We start from the raw sequence: 19,225 nt of genomic DNA, 5'->3' as shown, positions 1-19,225 counted from the left end.
CTCATACCTCCGCCCGGATGGGAATCGTGCGCTTCTTCTCGCTGCCGAAGAGGCTGGCCTCGCTGGTACCTTCCGAGCATCCGTTGCCGAAGGTAAAGCCGCAGCCGCCGCGCACGTTGAAGGTGTTCTCCGCGTACTCGCGGTGGGTCGAGGGGATCACGAAACGGTCCTCGTAGTTGGCGATCGCCATCACCTGGTACATCTCCTCGACTTCCGCCTGGCTGATGCCCACCTGCTCCAGGACGGCGTGATTGATGTGCCCGTCGACATGCTTCTCACGCTGGTAGGCGCGCATGGCCAGCATGCGCTCCAGCGCCTGCACGACCGGCCCGGTGTCGCCGGCCGTCAGCAGGTTGGCCAGGTAGTTGACCGGAATGCGAAGCTGGTTGACGTCGGGGATCTCGCCGTTGCTGCCCACGTGCCCTGCGTTGGCGGCGGCACTGATCGGCGACAAGGGCGGCACGTACCAGACCATCGGGAGCGTGCGGTACTCGGGATGCAGCGGCAGGGCCACCTTCCATTGCACCGCCATCTTGTAGACCGGGCTGTTGCGCGCCGCCTGCATCCATTTGTCGGGGATGCCGTCCAGCCGCGCCTGTGCAATCACCTTGGGGTCGTTCGGGTCGAGGAAGATGTCGAGCTGCGCCTTGTACAGGTCGCGGTCGTGCTCGACGCTGGCGGCCTCCTGGATGCGGTCCGCGTCGTACAGCAGCACGCCCAGGTAGCGGATGCGGCCGACGCAGGTCTCGCTGCACACCGTCGGCTGGCCCGCCTCGATGCGCGGATAGCAGAAGATGCACTTCTCGGCCTTGCCGCTCTTCCAGTTGTAGTAGATCTTCTTGTAAGGACAGCCGCTCACGCACATGCGCCAGCCGCGGCATTTGTCCTGGTCGATGAGCACGATGCCGTCTTCCTCGCGCTTGTAGATCGAGCCGGAGGGACACGAGGCAACGCACGCCGGGTTCAGGCAGTGCTCGCACAGCCGCGGCAGGTACATCATGAAGGTGTTCTCGAACTGGCCGAGCATGTCCTTCTGCATCCGGTCGAAGCCGTCGAGGTTCTTGTCCTTGCTGCGTCCGGAGAATTCGCCGCCGAGGATTTCCTCCCAGTTCGGCCCCCAGACGATCTTGTCCATCTGCTTGCCGGTGATCAGGCTGCGCGGACGGGCCGTGGGGGTCGCCTTCATCTCGGGTGCCGACTGCAGGTGGCCGTAGTCGAAGGTGAAGGGCTCGTAGTAGTCGTCGATCTCCGGCAGGTTGGGGTTGGCGAAGATGCGCATGAGCAGCTTCCACTTCGCGCCTTGGCGCGGCTCGATACTGCCGTTGGCCTTGCGCACCCAGCCGCCGTTCCACTTGTCCTGGTTCTCCCACTCCTTGGGGTAGCCGATGCCCGGCTTGGTCTCGACGTTGTTGAACCAGGCGTACTCCATGCCGGGCCGGCTGGTCCAGACGTTCTTGCAGGTGACCGAACAGGTGTGGCAGCCGATGCACTTGTCCAGGTTGAGCACCATCGCGATCTGCGCGCGGATCTTCATGCGACTTCTCCTTGCGCCTGCACAGGGCGAATCAGTTCGTCGGCGACCGGCGTATCGAGCCAGTCGATGCGGTTCATCTTGCGCACCACCACGAACTCGTCGCGGTTGGTGCCGATGGTCCCGTAGTAGTTGAAGCCGTAGCTGAACTGCGCGTAGCCGCCGATCATGTGGGTGGGCTTGAGCACGATGCGCGTCACCGAGTTGTGGATGCCGCCGCGCGCGCCGGTGATCTCGGAGCCCGGCGTGTTCACGATCTTCTCCTGCGCGTGGTACATCATCACCATGCCCGGCTTGACGCGCTGGCTCACCACCGCGCGCGCGGCGATGGCGCCGTTCACGTTGAACAGCTCGATCCAGTCGTTGTCGACAATCCCGGCGCGCTTCGCGTCGTCCTCGCTCATCCACACGCAAGGCCCGCCACGGCTGAGCGTGAGCATCAGCAGGTTGTCTGTGTAGGTGGAGTGGATGCCCCACTTCTGGTGCGGCGTGATGAAGTTCAGCGCGATCTCGGGGTTGCCGTTCGGCTTGACGCCCTGGATCCCCGCGGTGGTCTTCAGGTCCACCGGCGGGCGGTAGCTGGCAAAGCCCTCGCCGAAGGCGATCATCCACGGATGGTCCAGGTAGAACTGCTGCCGTCCGGTCAGCGTGCGCCATGGGATCAGCTCGTGCACGTTGGTGTAGCCGGCGTTGTACGAGACGGTCTCGCTCTCGATGCCGCTCCACGTCGGCGAGCTGATGATCTTGCGCGGCTGCGCCTGGATGTCGCGGAAGCGGATCTTCTCGTCCTCGCGATGGATCGCCAGGTGCCGGTGGTCGCGCCCGGTCTGCTTGCCCAATGCCTCCCAGGCCTTGACTGCCACCTGGCCGTTGGTCTCGGGCGCCAGCATCAGCACCACCTCGGCGGCGTCGATGTCGGTCTCGATCTTCGGCATCCCGCAGGTCACGCCGGGCTCGGTGACGAAGCCGGAGAGCTCGCCGAGCTGCTTCACCTCGGCCTGCGTATTCCAGCCGATCCCCTTGCCGCCGTTGCCGGCCTTGCCCATCAGCGGCCCCAGCGCGGTGAAGCGCTTGTAGACGTTGGGGTAGTCGCGCTCGACCACCTGCAGGGTGGGGGCGGTCTTTCCCGGCACCAGCTCGCACTCTCCGCGCTTCCAGTCGCGAACCTCGAAGGGCTGGGCCAGTTCCGAGGGGCTGTCGTGCATCAGCGGCGTCAGCACCAGTTCGCGCTCGACCCCCAGATGGCCGACGCAGACCTCGCTGAACTTCTTGGCGAAACCCTTGTAGATGTCCCAGTCGCTGCGCGATTGCCAGGCGGGGTCCACCGCGGTGGAAAGCGGATGGATGAAAGGATGCATGTCGCTGGTGTTGAGGTCGTTCTTCTCGTACCAGGTGGCCGTGGGCAGCACGATGTCGCTGTAAAGGCAGGTGGTGCTCATGCGGAAGTCGAGTGTCACCAGCAGGTCGAGCTTGCCTTCAGGTGCCTTGTCATGCCACACGACTTCCTGGGGCTTGGCATCCTCGGCGCCAAGGTCCTTCCCCTGCACGCCGTTGCTCGTGCCGAGCAGGTGCTTGAGGAAATACTCGTGCCCCTTGCCGCTGGAGCCCAGGATGTTGGAACGCCACACGAACATGTTGCGCGGCCAGTTGTCCGGGTGGTCGGGGTCGGTGCAGCTCATCTTGAGCGAGCCGTCCTTCAGCGCCTGGACGGCGTAGTCCTTCGGATCGACACCCGCGGCCTGCGCGTCGCGCACCACCTGCAGCGGATTGGTCTGCAGCTGCGGCGCGCTCGGCAGCCATCCCATGCGTTCGGCACGCACGTTGTAGTCGATCATGCTGCCCGCATACGCCTTCTTGTCGGCGAGCGGCGAGAGCACTTCCTCCACGCCCAGCTTCTCGTAGCGCCACTGGTCGGTGTGTGCGTAGAAGAAGCTGGTGCTGTTCATCTGGCGCGGCGGCCGCACCCAATCGAGCGCGAAGGCCAGCGCGGTCCAGCCGGTCTGCGGTCGCAGCTTCTCCTGCCCCACGTAGTGCGACCAGCCGCCGCCGCTCTTGCCGATGCAGCCGCACATCATCAGCATGTTGATGACGCCGCGATAGTTCATGTCGCTGTGGTACCAGTGGTTCATCGCCGCGCCGATGATCACCATCGACTTGCCCTGCGTCTTGTGCGCGTTCTCGGCAAACTGGCGCGCCACCGTGATCAGCTGCGCGCGGGGCGTGCCGGTGATGCGCTCCTGCCAGGCCGGCGTGTAGGGGGTGTCGTCGTCGAAGCTGGTGGCCGCCAGCTCGCCATCGAGGCCGCGCGCCACGCCGTAGTTGGCCACCTGCAGGTCGAAGACCGTCGCCACCCACGCATCGCGCTGCTCGCCGGCCTTTCCGAGCGCGATACGCCTGACCGGCACAGTGCGCACCAGCACGTCGGTCTGCTCGTTGTGGGGAAAGTGCTCGCTGGCGATGCCGCCGAAGTACGGGAAGCCGACGCGGGCCGTCTCGGTGCTCGGCGTGCCGCCTTCGAGCACCGAGAGCTTGAGCTTGACCTCCTTGCAGTGGCGCGCTTCCTTGGCCTCGAGGTTCCACTGGCCTTCGTCGGCGCGGCCGTCCGGCCCCCAGCGGAATCCGATCGCGCCGTTCGGCAGCACCACCCTGCCCTCTTGGTCGAAGGCGACGGTCTTCCATTCCGGGTTGTTGGCCTGGCCGAGCTTGCCGTTGAAATCCGATGCCCGGACATAGCGGTCGGGCACCATGACGACTTCGCCGCTGGGCAAGGTGTGCTCCTTGAGCATCACCAGCATCGGCATGTCGGTGTAGCGGCGCACGTAGTCGTCGAAGTAGGCGCTGCGCTCGCGGCCTGCGTCGGGAAAGTAGAACTCCTTCAGGATCACGTGGCCCATCGCCATCGCGACCGCCGCGTCGGTGCCCTGCTTCGGATGCATCCAGATGTCCGCCAGCTTGGCGACCTCGGAATAGTCCGGCGTCACCGCCACCGTCTTCGCGCCCTTGTAGCGCACCTCGGTGAAGAAGTGCGCGTCGGGCGTGCGCGTCTGCGGCACGTTGGAGCCCCAGGCGATGATGAAGCTGGAGTTGTACCAGTCGGCCGATTCGGGCACGTCGGTCTGCTCGCCCCAGACCTGCGGACTGGCGGGCGGCAGGTCGCAGTACCAGTCGTAGAAGCTCATGCACACGCCGCCGATCAGGCTGAGGTAGCGGCTGCCCGCGGCATAGCTGATCATCGACATCGCCGGAATCGGCGAGAAGCCGATGACGCGGTCCGGCCCGTGCTTCCTGATCGTGTACACGTTGGCGGCTGCGACGATCTCGTTGACCTCGTCCCACGACGAGCGCACGAAGCCGCCGAGCCCCCTCACCTGCTGGTAGTCGCGCCGCTTGGCGTCGTCCTCGACGATCGAGGCCCACGCGCCGACGGGGTCGTGCGCAATGCGCGCCTCGCGCCAGCTCTTGAGCAACCTGCCGCGCACCATCGGGTACTTGACACGGTTGGCGCTGTACAGGTACCAGCTGTAGCTGGCGCCGCGCGCGCAGCCGCGCGGCTCGTGGTTGGGCATGTCCCAGCGGGTGCGCGGGTAGTCGGTCTGCTGGGTTTCCCAGGTAACGATGCCGCCCTTGACATAGATCTTCCACGAGCACGAACCGGTGCAGTTCACGCCGTGGGTGGAGCGCACGATCTTGTCGTGCGCCCAGCGGTTGCGGTAGGCGTCTTCCCACGTGCGGTCTTCGCCGGTGGTAACGCCGTGGCCGTCGGAAAAGGATTCCCGCGGCTGGCTGAAGTAGCTGAGTCGGTCCAGGAAATGGCTCATGGGGTTGGGCTCCGGAAAGGTCTGGGCTCAGGGGTTCTTCACGTACGCTTTGCCGCGCAGGTAGAACCACCAGTTGAGAACGAGGCACAGGGCGTAGAACGCCGCGAAGCCGTACATGGCGAGTTGGGGCGTGGCGGCCTTGATCTGGGCGCCGATCACCACCGGCGCGATGAAGGCCCCGTAGGCCGCGACGGCCGAGGTCCAGCCCAGCACCGGGCCGGCCTGCTGCCGGTCGAAGATCACGCCGATGGTGCGGAAGGTCGAGCCGTTGCCGATGCCGCTGGCGGTGAAGAGCACCACGAACAGCACCATGAAGATCAGGAAGTACTGCTCGGGCGCCGCCGAGCGGTAGGCCAGCAGCATCACGTAGCCCACCGCCGCCGAGGCCACCACCATCAGCGCCGAGATGATCTGGGTGACGATCGAGCCGCCGATCCGGTCGGAGATCCAGCCGCCCAACGGCCGCACCGCCGCACCGATGAAGGGCCCGATCCAGGCATAGGTGAGCGCCGAGGGCGCATTGGGGTTCTTCAGTACGTGCTGCATCACACCCGACGCGTCCGGCACGTGGCTCACGCCGAAGATCACCGTGATGGCCAGCGGCAGCGCCATCGAGAACCCGATGAACGAGCCGAAGGTCACCATGTACAGCAGCGTCAGCGCCCAGGTGTGCCGGTTGCGGAAGATCTCGAACTGCTTGGCGATGCTCTCCTTCATCGGGCCGAAGGCCGTGAGCTTGAGCACCAGCAGCGTGCTGACGATGATCAGCGGCATGGCGAGCCACATGTTCAGCACGCCGAGCCCGGTCGGCGCCGGCAGGTACAGGTACAGGCCGACGCCGGCCGGCACGAAGGACAGCGTGTAGAGCCAGATGATCTTGAGGAAGGCGGCGATTGCGCCGCCCGTGTTCGGCGACACGGTCTTCAGGTTGTTCATGCCGAACCAGCACAAGGCGGCCAGCGGCACCAGCGACAGCAGCCAGGCAAAGCCGGCGTTCTGGATCCAGGTGGGCGTGCCGGCGGGGATCTTGCCGAAGATCCAGCCGCTGTCCTTGACCAGCGTCATCGGCTCGCCGCCGAACCCACCGAACAGCCCGACGGTCATGACCAGCGGAATGACGATCTGCATGCTCGTCACCCCGAAGTTGCCCAACCCGGCATTCAGCCCCAGGGCGGTACCCTGCAGCCGCTTGGGAAAGAAGGTGCTGATGTTGGACATCGAGCTCGCGAAGTTTCCGCCGCCCACGCCCGACCACAGCGCCATCAGTTGGAAGGACCACAGCGGCCAGTCCTTGTGCTGCAGCACGATGCCGGTGCCGATGGCCGGGGCCAGCAACATGGCGGTGGTCAGGAAGATGGTGTTGCGCCCGCCCGCCAGGCGGATCAGGAACGAGGCCGGTATCCGCATCGTGGCGCCGGCGAGGCCGGAGATCGCCGTCAGCGAGAACAGCTCGGCCTGGCTGAACGGAAATCCCAGGTTCAGCATCTGGACCGTGATGATTCCCCACATGCCCCAGACCGCGAAGCCGCACAACAGGCTGGGCACCGAGATCCAGAGGTTGCGGTAGGCGATGCGGCGGCCGGTGGACGCCCAGAAGGCCTCGTCCTCGGGTCGCCAGTCGGCGACGTCGGTGTCGTTCGAGGGCGGCAACGGCCCCTTGATGTCGATGGTGGTGGTCATGCGGGTTCCTGCAAGGAGGGGGAAGCGGACGAGCCGCCGAGGCGGAAGGCGTGGGCGCGCCGGCCCAGGACCTCGGTGCCGCGCACCTCGGTCCAGTACATCCAGATCAGCGAGACCCAGACCACGCCGTACATCAGCATGAAGGCGCTGGAGCGGACGCCGGTGAGATCCACCAGCACGCCGAACAGGATCGGCAGCACGAAGCCACCCAGCCCGCCGGCCAGGCCGACAATGCCGCTGATGGTTCCGATGTTCTCGGGGTAGTCGTCCGCGATGTACTTGAACACCGAGGCCTTGCCGAAGGCGAAGGCGATGCCGAGCAGGAACATCAGCCCGGTGAAGGCGTAGACGTTCAGGCCGATGTGGAAGGTCTTGGGGCCCGCGAGCGTGGCGATGGTGAACTCGGTCTGCGGATAGCTCAGGAGGAACAGGCAGATCCAGCTCACCCACATCACCCACCAGGTGACCGAATGCGCGCCGTACTTGTCGCTCAGCCAGCCGCCGACGGCCCGCAGCACACCGCCCGGCAGCGAGAAGCAGGCAGCCAGCAGCGCCGCGGTGCGGATGTCGAGCCCGAACTCGCCGATGTAGTACTGCACCATCCACAGGCTCAGCGCAACGTAGCCGCCGAACACGATGCTGTAGTACTGGCAGTACTTGACGACCTTGGGCTCCTTCAGCGCGCGCAGCTGATCCGAAAAGCGCGTATGACTCGGCACCAGGTGCGCCGGATCGCTCGCGCTGAACACCCAGAACAGCAGCAGGGTGCCGAGCATGACGGCCGCATACACCTGCGGCACCATGGCCCATCCGAAGGCGACCACGAGCGCCGGCGCGATGAACTTGTTGACCGCCGCGCCGGAGTTGCCGGCGCCGTACACGCCCATCGCGAAGCCCTGGCGATTCTTCGGGAACCAGCGCGCCACGTACGGCGTGCCCACCGAGAACGAGCCGCCGGCCAGGCCGACGAACAGGCCGATGACCAGGAAGTGCCAGTACGCCGTCGCATAGCTCATGAGCCAGATGGCAGGCACGGTGAGCGCCATCAGCAGGACCATCACGATGCGGCCCCCGAACTTGTCGGTCCAGATGCCCAGTGGCACGCGGACCAGCGAGCCCGTGAGCACCGGCATGGCGGTCAGCAGGCCGAACTCGGTGGCGTTGAGGCCCAGCGCCTTCTTGATCGGGATGCCGATCACGCCGAACATCATCCACACCATGAAGCACACGGTGAATGCCAGCGTGCTGACCATCAGGACGGCCAGGGCCTGGCTCTTCTTGCTCATGACGAAGTCCGCTCGTTGATCATGGATCGACTGTAGGAAATGCCGGCACCTGGCGACATCCTTCCGTGGTAGGACTGCGGGGCGCTACAAGAACGATGCGGCCGGGCGCCGGCATCCTCATGAAGAACTAGTCGAATGGGAAAACGGCGCGGACTTGCGCTGGATCAACCCAGGCCGCGCTCGACCGCGATAACGGCGGCATGCACGCGCGAGCTCACGTCGAGCTTGCGCAGGATGTGCTGGACATGGATCTTCACCGTGGTCTCGGCGATGCCCAGCGAGCGTGCGATCTCCTTGTTGCCCTGGCCGCTCGCGATGCCGCGCAGGATGTCCTGCTCGCGCGGCGACAGCGCGTCGAGCGGCGACGCCGCGGCTGCAGGTTCTGCGGCCTTTGCGGGCCGCGGTGCGGCGGCATCGCGGTAGGCCGCCACCAGCTTGCCGGTCATCTCCTCGGCCACGATGCTCTCCCCGCGCATCACGCGCCGGATGGCTGCGGCCAGTGCGTCGCCCTCGATGGTCTTGAGCAGGTAGCCGCTCGCGCCCGCACGCAGGGCGCCCGCGAGGTCGCCTTCGTCCTCGCTGACCGTGAGCATCAGCACCCGTGCCGCAGGCACGGCCTCGCGCAGCGCCGGCAAGGCATCGACGCCGGTGACGCCCGGCAAATGGTTGTCCAGGAGGATCAGGTCGGGCTTCAGTTCCTCGGCGCGGCGCTGGGCTTCCCCGGCGTCGCCGGCGTCGCCGACGACCTCGAAGCCCGGATCGCGATTCAGCAGTGCGGTCAGTCCGCGCCGAAACAGCGTGTGGTCGTCCACCACCAGGATTCGGATCTTCATCGGGAGAGGGTTCATGGGGGATCAGGCGAGGCGAAGTTGCGGCGCCGCTGCCGGCTGTGCGGCGGGGCCGGACGGCATCGGCAGTGTCAGGACGACGGAGGTGCCTCGGCCGGGCAAGGACATCACCTCGAGCTGCGCACCCAGGCGCTCGGCACGCTCGGCCATGATGCGCATGCCCACGTGGGTCTCGTCGGGCCCGTCCTCGCCTTCGGCAAGCCCGAGGCCATCGTCGCGCACCTCGAGCCGCCATTGCGGCGCCTGCTGCACGTCCAGCCACACCTGGCTGGCTTGGGCGTGCTTGCGAACATTCGACAGCGCCTCCTGCACGATGTGGAGCACCTGGATCTGCGTGTCCGGGAGCAAGGGCATGCCGTGCCCTTGCATCCGGAGGCTGGCCTTCAATCCGCTCTGGTGCTCGAACTTGCGCAGCGTGGTGAGAAGCGCCGGCTCGATGTCTTCGTTGTTGGTCCGGGTGCGGAAATGCATCAGGAGCTCGCGCACATCGCCATAGCTCTCGCGCACGCCCTCGTCGATCTCGCCCAGGACGTGCTGGACCTGCGAGGCGTCGCCGTCGGCGAGCGCATCCCGCATGAGCTGGACCTGGATCTTCAGGAAGGCAAGCGACTGGGCGATGGAGTCGTGCAACTCGCGCGCGAGAAGACCTCGCTCCTGCGAGACCGCGGCCTCCAGCTCCAGCGAATTCAGCCGAAGATTCTCCATGGCCCCCGCGAGGTGAACTGTGAGCGATTCCAGCAGCGAACGCTCCGCCTCCGAGATCGTGATACGGGCGTGGAAGAACAGGTCGACCTCGCCCATCAGGCGCTCGTGCAGCCGGATCGGTATGGTGACCACGGTCTCGAAGCCCGCCTGCGCGCAATGCTGCATCCGCATGGGCTGCATGGTCCGAATCGGTATCACGCGCGCGCCCGATGAAACCGGCGCCGAACCGCAATGACAGTCGCCGGCCGTCACGCAAAGCTCGGCATCCGTCATGGCCTGGGGCAGGCCCTGCGAGGCCAGCATCAGGTAGCGGCGGTTCGCCTCGTCGGACCAGCGCAGGGCCACGCCGTCCGCATGGGCGATGCGGGCGATGCTTTCGGTAAAGCCGTGTGCCAGCTCGTCGAGCGTCGCGGCCCGGGCGGTCAGCGTCGTGACCTCGTAGAGGCACTCCAGGCGGCCCCGCTCTTGCTCCAGCAGGGCCGTCTTCTCCCGCACCCGGCTCTCCAGGTCGCGGTACATGGACTGCAGTTGCTCGGCCATGTCGTTGAACCCCTCCGCCAGCATTCCGAACTCGTCCGTGCTGGTGCGCGCGACACGGCCGCCGAGATCGCCGGCCTGCAGGCGGCGAATCGCCTCCTTGAGCAGGCTCAGCGGCTCCAGGACGAAGCGATAACCCGTATGAACGAGCACCGCCGCGGCAACGAGGGCGATGCCCATCATGGCGACCTGCAGCAGATGCATCAGCGCGGTCCAGTGTGACAGGTGGTCTTCGATGGCGGCGACGAATGCGTCGATGTCCAGGGTGAAGGCAACCGCGTCGGCATCAAGCTCGCCCATGGCCGGGGCGCCGGCCGCCTCCCGGTCGGCGAGGCGGCCGCGAAAGGCGATCCAGTCGCGCTCGACCACGGTGAAGCGCTCGCGCACCATGCGGTCCCAGGGCACGAACAGGGGCCGTTCGGCGTCGCCGTTGCGCAGCAGCTGAAGGCTGCGCTCGAACTCCGCCACCTGGTGCGGCAGCGCCTGCACGTCCGGCGAGCCCGCCGACAACACGATCCGGTAGGTATGCATGCGCATCCGGCCCGCTTCGTTGACCGCGGCAGCGCCACCCTCGATCTGCCACGACATGTTGACCAGCGTGGCGATGGCGCCCAATGCGACCAGCAGGAATGGCATGGCCACCAGCGCCAGCTTGGCGCCCAGAGTCCATTGCCTCGGTTTGATCATCGAGCGTGAGTCTTTCGTTTGATTGCCGAATTCTCGATCCTGATCGGCATGCTTGATTGATCCAGATCAAGTCCCCAGAGGCCCGCCGGGCTACGCTGCGAACGACACGACCTACCAGGAGATCGATCATGTTCAAGCGCATTCTTGTCGCCACCGATGGCTCCCCACTGGCAGACAAGGCGGTGGCCAAGGCCATCGACCTGGCCACGGAACACAAGGCCGAACTGACGGCCCTCACCGTGGTGCTGCGGCAAGCAAAGAGCCATATGGAGGGCACGCTCAGGTTCCAGTCCGAAGAGTTGGACCGCATCGAGAGCCGTCGCGCGGAGCAGGCCAAGGCCATGCTCGATGCAATCGAAAAGCGCGCAGAGGCCCGTGGCGTCCGGGTCAGTTCCGCCGTCGTCAGGTCCAGCCGCGTGGCGCCTTCCATCATCGAGGCATCCGGCAAGTACGGCAGCGATCTCATCGTGATGGCCACGCACGGACGAACCGGGCTGACGAGCGCCTTCCTGGGCAGCGAAACCGCGCAGGTGCTGGCACATTCCGATGTGCCCGTGCTCGTGCTGCGCTGATGCCCGGCATGGCCACGAGCCTTGTCTCGCGCGCTCGTGCGGCCAGCCCCCGGCAAGGGCGTGGAACCCTGCAGACCGCGCACCTGGAAGAGACGATGCCTGTCACACCGGCACCCGCACCCACGACTGCATCCGAACCGGCAAGCGCGCAGTCGATCTCTGCCGAGGTGCTGGCCCGCTTCGACGTGTCCGGGCCTCGCTACACCTCCTATCCGACCGCAGACCGCTTCGTGGAAGCCTTCGGCCCCGCCGACTATGGCGATGCCGCGCGCCAGCGCAGGCTGGGCATCAGCGCAAGCAAGGCGCCGATCTCGCTCTACGTCCACATCCCGTTCTGCGCATCGCTGTGCTACTACTGCGCCTGCAACAAGATCATCACCCGGCATCAATCGCGTGCGCGCGAGTACCTGCAGTACCTGGAGAAGGAGATCGCCCTTCACCAGGCGCACCTGGGGCCGCGGACACCGGTGAGCCAGCTTCATCTCGGCGGCGGCACGCCGACCTTCCTGAGCGATGACGAGCTGACCGAACTCATGCGCATGCTGCGCGATGCCTTTTCATTCGCGCCGGACGGCGAATACTCCATTGAGATCGATCCGCGCACGGTCGATGCCGGCCGCCTTGCGCACCTGGCTCGACTCGGCTTCAATCGCCTGAGCTTCGGTGTCCAGGACTTCGACCCGGCCGTCCAGCAGGCGGTTCATCGCATCCAGCCTGCCCAGCAGGTCTTCGATCTCGTCGCATCGGCACGCGCACTGCAGTTCCAGTCCGTCAACGTCGACCTGATCTACGGGCTGCCGCGGCAGACCGCCGCATCCTTCGACCGGACGCTCGCGCAGATTTGCGCGCTGCGGCCCGACCGCATCGCGCTCTACGCCTACGCGCATCTGCCCGAAAGGTTCAAGCCGCAGCGACGGATCGCCACCAGCGAGTTGCCCTTCGCGGCCACGAAGATCGAGATGCTGTCGCGCTCCATCCGCGCGCTCACGGCCGCCGGCTACGTCTACATCGGCATGGACCATTTCGCGTTGCCGGACGACAGCCTGGCCATCGCCAGGCGCCAGGGCCGGCTGCACCGCAACTTCCAGGGGTACAGCACGCATCCGGACTGCGACCTGGTCGCGCTCGGCGTGTCGGCGATCGGAAGGGTCGGCAGCACGTACAGCCAGAATGCGAAATCCCTGGAGGACTACTACGACCTTCTCGATCAGGGACGTCTGCCGGTGGCGCGCGGGCTGGCGCTGTCGCGCGACGATGTACTGCGCCGTACGGTGATCATGGCCATCATGTGCCAAGGGTACGTGGACTTCGAGTCGGTCGCCATCGCTCACCTGATCAACTTCAGCGAGTACTTCGCGCCCGAACTGGACGCCCTGCGCCAGCTCGAGGCAGACGGACTGGTCCGGGTGACCGAGCGCGATCTCACTGTGACCGATACCGGCTGGTTCTTCGTGCGGGCCGTGGCCATGGTCTTCGATCGCTATCTGCAAACCGACCGCAAGCGCGCCCGCTTTTCCCGGGTCATCTAGAAATGGGGTGCCCACACAATGATCCGCAAGGCCGGCTGCGACCATTGCACGCAGTGCGGTCATCTGGGAAGCTGTGGGTGAAGCTTGATGGGGACTTCCACATGTCTACTGAAACGGACCCTCGCGGGTCGGCCGCCGACCCGCCCATCACGGGGCGGCAACTGGCCCACCTCCTGCACGCACGCCGTACCGTGCTTCCCAAGCGGCTGGGTGCCCCGGGGCCCGAGCGGGCCGAACTCGATCAGATCCTGGGTGCCGCGGCCGCGGCGCCCGACCATGGCGGCCTGGTGCCGTGGCGCTTCGTCATCGTTCCGCCGCGTGAGAGAGAGCGGCTCGCCGAGGTGTTCGCGCAGTCCCTGCAGGAACACGATGCCGCAGCCACGCCGGACGAGCGCGGAAGAGCGCGCGACAAGGCATTCCAGGCGCCGGTCCTGATGCTGGCGATCGTGCGGCTGGGCCCCGGCGCCGGGGAAGTACCGGACATCGAGCGGATCCTGTCGGCCGGATGCGCCATCCAGAACATGCTTCTGACCGCGACCGTCCTGGGCTACGAGTCGGCGCTGACCTCGGGCAGGACGATGGAGTCGGCCGGACTGCGCTCGTTGTTCGACCTGGACGAGCACGAGAAGCCGCTGTGCTTCATCAGCCTGGGCACGATGCTGGCCTACAAGGCGGGCCCGGAGCGGCCCGTGGTGGAGCGCTACGTCTCCGAACTGGGCCACGCGCCGTAAGAAGGTGGTCCATTTGGCCCCCTACATCGCAATCAAACCCTCGCAAGCACCGGTAGACCTTCAATCGGGCTTTGCCCTGTGGCAACTCGGCTTCCGGCCCTTCTACCTGCTGGCCAGCACCTTCGCAGCCCTCTCCATCGGTCTGTGGGCGGTGCAGTTCGCCGGGTGGCTGCCGCTGGCCTATCTCCAGGGGCCGCTGTGGCACGCGCACGAGATGCTGTTCGGCTTCGCGCTCGCCGTGATCGTCGGATTCCTGTTCACCGCGGGACGCAACTGGTCCGGCCGGCCGACGCCCACGGGCCTGCCGCTGGCCGCCCTCGCGGCGCTCTGGGTGGCAGGGCGCATCCTCGTGCTCACGCCTCTGGGTTGGACAGCCGCGCTCGTGAACGCGGCGTTTCCGCTGGCGAGCGCGGTCGCGCTGGCCATTCCACTCGTGGGCGCGCGCAACCGCCGCAATTACTTCTTCATCGGTTTGCTGCTGTTGCTGTCCGGGGCGGCACTGGCGTTTCATCTTTCGGCGCTCGGGGTGATCCGGGTGCCGGCATGGATCGGCATCCAGCTGGCGCTGGACACCTTGCTGTTCATCATGGCGGTGATGGGCGGCCGGGTGATCCCGATGTTCACCAACAATGCCGTTGCGGGTGCCAACGCGACGCGCCGGCCCCTGGTCGAGCGGGCGGCGCTCGGCGCCGTGCTCGCCCTCTTCTTGACCGATGCGCTGGGCCTGCCGCCCACGGTCGTGGCCGCTGTCGCGCTCGTCGCGGCGCTCGCGCATCTGGTGCGATGGCTGCTTTGGCGGCCCTGGAAGTCCGTGGACGACACGCTCGTCCTGGTGCTGCACCTGGCCTACGCATGGATTCCCGTGCACCTCGCCTTGCGAGCGCTGGCGTCGCATGGCTGGGTGTCCCCCTCCCTGGCGACCCACGCGCTGACCGTGGGAGCGGCAGGGGGACTCATCATCGGGATGATGGTCCGCACGGCACGAGGTCACACGGCCCGGGTCCTGCGCGCCGACGCGTTCGACACCGCCTGCTTCCTGCTGGTTCTGCTCGCGGCGCTGGTGCGGATCGTGGTGCCGCTGTTCGCACCGGCGCAAACGATCACCGCCGTGCTCGCCTCTGCCGCGTTCTGGAGCGGGGGCTTCGGCCTGTACGCAGTGCGCTACTGGCCTGTGCTGACGCGACCGCGCCTGGACGGCCAGCCCGGTTGAACTCGCCCCTACCCGTCGACATCGCGTGCGCCGGGCTGAATTCCTGACCTGGGTCAGTCCGAGGAAACGTGCTCCACCGCTTCGCGCAGCGCAGACCACACGGGGGGCGCAGCCTTGGCGGCGGCCCCGGCGGCCCCGGCGTTCGCGGGTTCGAATCGAGCGCCACGCAAATGGAGAGCGAGCGCGGCATCCAGGGTCTGGACATGCCTTGCGTACCAGCTCCTGAGTTGGCGCGCCATCTCGCGCACCTGCAACAGCCTGCCTTCCCCGGCCTGCAACGCACCTTCGCGCATGACCCCCAGCACCACGCGATGCTGGATATCGTGGTCTTTCCGCGATGCATGGCCCGTCGCCCGCATCCAGACTTCCTCGCGCGCGAAGTTTTCGGCGGCGCACTCGACCAGGTCGTTCCAGGCCGAGGGCAACCGGGTGTTGTCGGCCTCGTCGACCCGGGTCAGGAGCCGGATGAACTCCTCGCGGGCGCGGTCCATAAAAGGCAAGTCGAGCGAGAGCGCGCCGGAGCGATCCAGGGCTGCCATGTGATCTCCTTCGATGATGGAGACAAGACGTTATCGCCGCTCGACGGACAGTGTGTTGATATGGCTCAACAGTCGGGCAGTCGATGCAGACGATCCCGGCTGCACGACATCCAAAGACCTTGCGCTAGCGCAAAGGCGCATTCCGCGCCGCAGCTTCCAATGGCGTCGCCCATCCACCCTTGAAGGAGACCCCATGGACGACGATCTGGTTCGGCGCATTGCCAGCCACCCCCAATACCAGACGCTCAAGGCGAGGCGCACGCGCTTCGGCTGGATGCTCACCCTGGTGATGCTGCTCGTGTATTACGGCTTCGTCCTGCTGGTGGCCTTCAACAAGCCCTTCCTCGCGCAGCGGATGGGCGAAGGCGTGATGACGCTGGGCATCCCGATCGGCTTCGGCGTCATTGTCTTCACGATCGCGATCACCGCCTACTACGTGAAGCGCGCCAATGCCGAGTTCGACACCCTGTCAGAGGCCGTGGCCAAGGGAGCCCTCAAATGAAGCTGCATTGGCACTCCGCGCGCCGCGCGCTCACAGTCGCTGCCCTGTTCGCCGCCTGCGCGGCGGCGTGGGCGGCCGGGGCCGATCTCGGCCAGACCCAGAAGCAGGCGACCAACTGGACGGCCATCGGCATGTTCGGCATGTTCGTCCTCGGCACACTTTTCATCACCAAGTGGGCAGCAGCGAAGACCAAGTCGGCCGCCGACTTCTACACCGCCGGCGGCGGCATCACCGGCTTCCAGAACGGCCTGGCGATCGCGGGCGACTACATGTCGGCGGCCTCCTTCCTCGGCATCTCGGCGGCGGTGATGGCTGCCGGCTACGACGGGCTGATCTACTCCATCGGCTTCCTGGTCGGCTGGCCGGTCATCACCTTCCTGATGGCGGAGCGGCTGCGCAACCTGGGCAAGTTCACCTTCGCCGACGTGGCGGCCTTCCGCTTCAAGCAGGCGCCGGTGCGGATCTTCGCGGCCTCCGGCACGCTGGTGGTGGTGGCCTTCTACCTGATCGCGCAAATGGTGGGCGCCGGCCAGCTGATCAAGCTGCTGTTCGGCCTCGAGTACTGGATCGCAGTCGTGATCGTCGGCTCGCTGATGATGGTCTACGTGCTCTTCGGCGGCATGACAGCGACGACGTGGGTCCAGATCATCAAGGCCTGCCTGCTGCTGGGCGGCGCCACCTTCATGGCGCTCTCGGTGCTGTGGCATTTCGGCTTCAGCCCGGAGGCGATGTTCGCCGGCGCGGTGAAGGTCAAGACCGACCTGGCGCTGAAGGACGGCAAGACAGCGCAGACGGCAGCGGCCATCGGCCAGTCGATCATGGGGCCCGGCAACTTCGTCAAGGACCCGATCTCGGCCATCTCCTTCGGCATGGCGCTGATGTTCGGCACGGCCGGCCTGCCGCACATCCTGATGCGCTTCTTCACCGTGCCGAGCGCCAAGGAGGCGCGCAAGTCGGTGATGTGGGCGACCGGCTGGATCGGCTACTTCTACCTGCTCACCTTCATCATCGGCTTCGGCGCCATCACCTTCGTGCTCACGAACGCCCAGTTCGTCGACGCCAAGGGCGGCCTGATCGGCGGCGGGAACATGGCGGCCATCCACCTCGCCAACGCGGTGGGCGGCAATGTGTTCCTCGGCTTCATCTCGGCGGTGGCCTTCGCGACCATCCTCGCGGTCGTCGCCGGCCTCACGCTGTCGGGTGCCTCGGCGGTCTCGCACGACCTGTACGCCACCGTCGTCAAGAACGGGAAGGCCGACAGCGCCTCGGAGCTGCGCGTCACGCGCATCACCACCGTCGCGCTCGGCATCCTGGCGGTGCTGCTCGGCATCGTCTTCGAGAAGCAGAACATCGCGTTCATGGTCTCGCTGGCCTTCGCCATCGCGGCTTCGGCGAACTTCCCGGTGCTGTTCATGTCGGTGCTGTGGAAGGGCTGCACGACGCGTGGCGCGGTGATCGGCGGCTTCCTCGGGCTGATTTCCTCGGTGGCGCTGACCGTGGTCTCGCCGTCGGTGTGGGAGGCGACGCTCGGCCACCCGCAAGGTTCGGCCTTCTTCCCCTACGCCTCGCCCTGCCTGTTCTCGATGACCATCGGCTTCCTCGGCATCTGGATCTTCTCGCTGCTGGACAGCAGCAAGCGCAGCGACATCGACAAGCAGGGCTTCCTCGCGCAACAGGTGCGGTCGGAGACCGGCATCGGGGCCTCCGGCGCCAGCGGGCACTGAAGAAGCCGTGAGCGAACCCGGCATGCGGTGCAGCGAGGGCGACACCATGCCGGATCTGCCCGTTCTGCTCGACCCCCGGCGGCTGGCAGGCCGCGACCCGCAGACGCTCGCGCTGCGGATCGACGGTGCGACCGGCGTCGCCGACCTGGCCGCCGTGGCCATGCACATGGACGAGCTCGTGGCACTCCTGCACGACGGCGGGCTGAAGATCGAGCGCATCGCGTTGCTTGTCGGCGCGCTCAACGCGCGCCTGTTCCAGCGCCTGTGGTCCCTGCTGGCGCCACCGGCGCTGGTGGCCAACAGCTGCCTGATCGTCATGGGCAGCGAGGGCCGAGGCGAGCAGATCCTCAAGACCGACCAGGACAACGCCCTGCTCCTGCGCGACGGCTTCGAAAGCCCCGAGCTCGCCTCTGTCGCCGCTCGCTTCAGCGCCGCGCTGGCCGAGCTCGGCTATCCGCCCTGCCCTGGCGGGATCATGCTGACCGAGGCACTCTGGCGCCAGCCGCTGGCTGCCTTCAAGGAGGCGCTGCGGGACTGGGTCTACGGCAGCCGACCCCAAGGGCCGATGCACCTGGCCATCTTCCTCGACAGCCGCGCGGTCGCCGGCGACGCCGCGCTGCTCGTCGCGGCGCGCGACCACCTGGACCACATCGTCGACCGCAACGATGTCTTCCTTGCGCGCTTCGCCAGCGCCATCGACCTGTTCGATCCGCACCCGAACTGGTGGCACAGGCTCATCGCCCGCCACGAGGACGAGGCGCTGGACCTCAAGAAGCTGGGCACCTTCCCGATCGTGCATGGCGTGCGGGCGCTGGCGCTGCAGCAGGGCCTGCGCGTCACGCCGACGTCAGAACGCCTGCACCGGCTCGTCGAGCTGCAGCAGCTGGACGCCGGACTCGCGCGCGACGTGCTCGACGCCCTGCATTGGCTGATGGCGCTCAGGCTCGGCCGCCAGCTGCGGCAGAAGCAGGCCGGGCAGCCGCCCGACAACCGGGTGCAACCGTCCGAACTCGCGACGCTGGAGCGCGACACGCTGCGCGCCGCGCTCGGCATCGTGCGCCGCTTTCGTGGCCTGTTGCAGCAGCGATTTCGGCTCGACGCCCTGTAATCCAGCGAGATCACCCATGTTCGAAGGCCCCAGACCCCAGCGCCTGCTCGGCCTCTTCGCGCTCGGCTGGCTGCTGCTCGACGTGCCGCTGCTCACGCTGTGGGACCGACCCGTCATGCTCTGGGGCCTGCCGCTGATGCCGCTGGCGCTGTTCGGCGGATGGGCCGTGCTGATCGCGCTGGCCGCGTGGATCGCCGAAGCGCCGGACGAGTCCTGAC

The 19,225-nt window shown here is 66.8% G+C and carries 15 protein-coding genes; 8 read left to right on the top strand and 7 right to left on the bottom strand.

Features of this window, described 5'->3' with window-relative positions:
- Nucleotide 1: 1 nt before the first annotated feature.
- The 6 genes from narH to G3W89_RS14110 form a co-directional block, all read right to left on the bottom strand.
- Nucleotides 2-1,534 (bottom strand): nitrate reductase subunit beta, encoded by a 1,533-nt coding sequence (narH, locus tag G3W89_RS14135; RefSeq protein WP_162574671.1) that lies wholly within the window; start codon nucleotides 1,532-1,534, stop codon nucleotides 2-4.
- Complete coding sequence (locus tag G3W89_RS14130; protein ID WP_162574670.1) at nucleotides 1,531-5,349, bottom strand: nitrate reductase subunit alpha; 3,819 nt, start codon at nucleotides 5,347-5,349, stop codon at nucleotides 1,531-1,533. Before G3W89_RS14130 ends, narH begins: the two co-directional genes overlap by 4 nt.
- A gap of 27 nt (nucleotides 5,350-5,376) precedes the next feature.
- Nucleotides 5,377-7,029, bottom strand: a complete 1,653-nt coding sequence (locus G3W89_RS14125) for an MFS transporter (RefSeq protein WP_162574669.1) — start codon at nucleotides 7,027-7,029, stop codon at nucleotides 5,377-5,379.
- Complete coding sequence (locus tag G3W89_RS14120; protein ID WP_162574668.1) at nucleotides 7,026-8,315, bottom strand: MFS transporter; 1,290 nt, start codon at nucleotides 8,313-8,315, stop codon at nucleotides 7,026-7,028. Before G3W89_RS14120 ends, G3W89_RS14125 begins: the two co-directional genes overlap by 4 nt.
- 164 nt (nucleotides 8,316-8,479) lie before the next feature.
- Nucleotides 8,480-9,148 (bottom strand): response regulator, encoded by a 669-nt coding sequence (locus G3W89_RS14115; protein ID WP_232076543.1) that lies wholly within the window; start codon nucleotides 9,146-9,148, stop codon nucleotides 8,480-8,482.
- Nucleotides 9,149-9,169: 21 nt separating this feature from the next.
- On the bottom strand, nucleotides 9,170-11,092 hold the full coding sequence (locus tag G3W89_RS14110; protein ID WP_162574666.1) for a type IV pili methyl-accepting chemotaxis transducer N-terminal domain-containing protein: 1,923 nt from the start codon (nucleotides 11,090-11,092) through the stop codon (nucleotides 9,170-9,172).
- A gap of 128 nt (nucleotides 11,093-11,220) precedes the next feature.
- Here G3W89_RS14110 and G3W89_RS14105 point away from each other — a divergent pair, with 128 nt between their 5' ends.
- The 4 genes from G3W89_RS14105 (at nucleotide 11,221) to G3W89_RS14090 (ending at nucleotide 15,134) form a co-directional block, all read left to right on the top strand.
- Nucleotides 11,221-11,664, top strand: coding sequence for a universal stress protein (locus G3W89_RS14105; protein ID WP_162574665.1), 444 nt, complete (start codon nucleotides 11,221-11,223; stop codon nucleotides 11,662-11,664).
- 95 nt (nucleotides 11,665-11,759) lie between these two features.
- On the top strand, nucleotides 11,760-13,193 hold the full coding sequence (hemN, locus tag G3W89_RS14100) for an oxygen-independent coproporphyrinogen III oxidase (protein WP_162574664.1): 1,434 nt from the start codon (nucleotides 11,760-11,762) through the stop codon (nucleotides 13,191-13,193).
- A 101-nt stretch (nucleotides 13,194-13,294) separates the two neighbouring features.
- A complete protein-coding gene (locus G3W89_RS14095; protein ID WP_162574663.1) occupies nucleotides 13,295-13,924 on the top strand; it encodes a nitroreductase family protein in 630 nt (209 codons plus the stop codon).
- 13 nt (nucleotides 13,925-13,937) lie between these two features.
- Entirely contained in the window at nucleotides 13,938-15,134 is a 1,197-nt protein-coding gene (locus tag G3W89_RS14090; protein ID WP_162574662.1) for an NnrS family protein, read from the top strand.
- A 53-nt stretch (nucleotides 15,135-15,187) separates the two neighbouring features.
- On the opposite strand, the gene G3W89_RS14085 is transcribed toward G3W89_RS14090, so the two are convergent.
- A complete protein-coding gene (locus G3W89_RS14085; protein ID WP_162574661.1) occupies nucleotides 15,188-15,673 on the bottom strand; it encodes a bacteriohemerythrin in 486 nt (161 codons plus the stop codon).
- 193 nt (nucleotides 15,674-15,866) lie between these two features.
- Here G3W89_RS14085 and G3W89_RS14080 point away from each other — a divergent pair, with 193 nt between their 5' ends.
- Genes G3W89_RS14080 through G3W89_RS14065 form a run of 4 tightly spaced genes read left to right on the top strand, consistent with a single transcriptional unit; the run spans nucleotide 15,867 to nucleotide 19,224 of the window.
- Nucleotides 15,867-16,175: a DUF485 domain-containing protein gene (locus G3W89_RS14080; RefSeq protein WP_162574660.1), complete on the top strand. Its 309-nt coding sequence runs from the start codon at nucleotides 15,867-15,869 to the stop codon at nucleotides 16,173-16,175.
- A complete protein-coding gene (locus tag G3W89_RS14075; protein WP_162574659.1) occupies nucleotides 16,172-17,899 on the top strand; it encodes a cation acetate symporter in 1,728 nt (575 codons plus the stop codon). The genes G3W89_RS14080 and G3W89_RS14075 overlap by 4 nt, the downstream gene beginning before the upstream one ends.
- A gap of 7 nt (nucleotides 17,900-17,906) precedes the next feature.
- A complete protein-coding gene (locus tag G3W89_RS14070) occupies nucleotides 17,907-19,007 on the top strand; it encodes a putative nucleotidyltransferase substrate binding domain-containing protein (RefSeq protein WP_162574658.1) in 1,101 nt (366 codons plus the stop codon).
- Between the two features lie 16 nt (nucleotides 19,008-19,023).
- The gene (locus G3W89_RS14065; protein WP_162574657.1) at nucleotides 19,024-19,224 is read left to right on the top strand and encodes a hypothetical protein; all 201 of its coding nucleotides are present in this window, start codon (nucleotides 19,024-19,026) and stop codon (nucleotides 19,222-19,224) included.
- The last annotated feature ends 1 nt before the right edge of the window (nucleotide 19,225 follow it).

This window comes from Variovorax sp. PBL-H6, from assembly GCF_901827155.1.
In the GTDB taxonomy this organism is placed as follows: Bacteria; Pseudomonadota; Gammaproteobacteria; order Burkholderiales; family Burkholderiaceae_C; genus Variovorax.
Note: the sequence above shows the minus strand (reverse complement) of the source record. Positions and strands in the feature narration are given on the sequence as shown.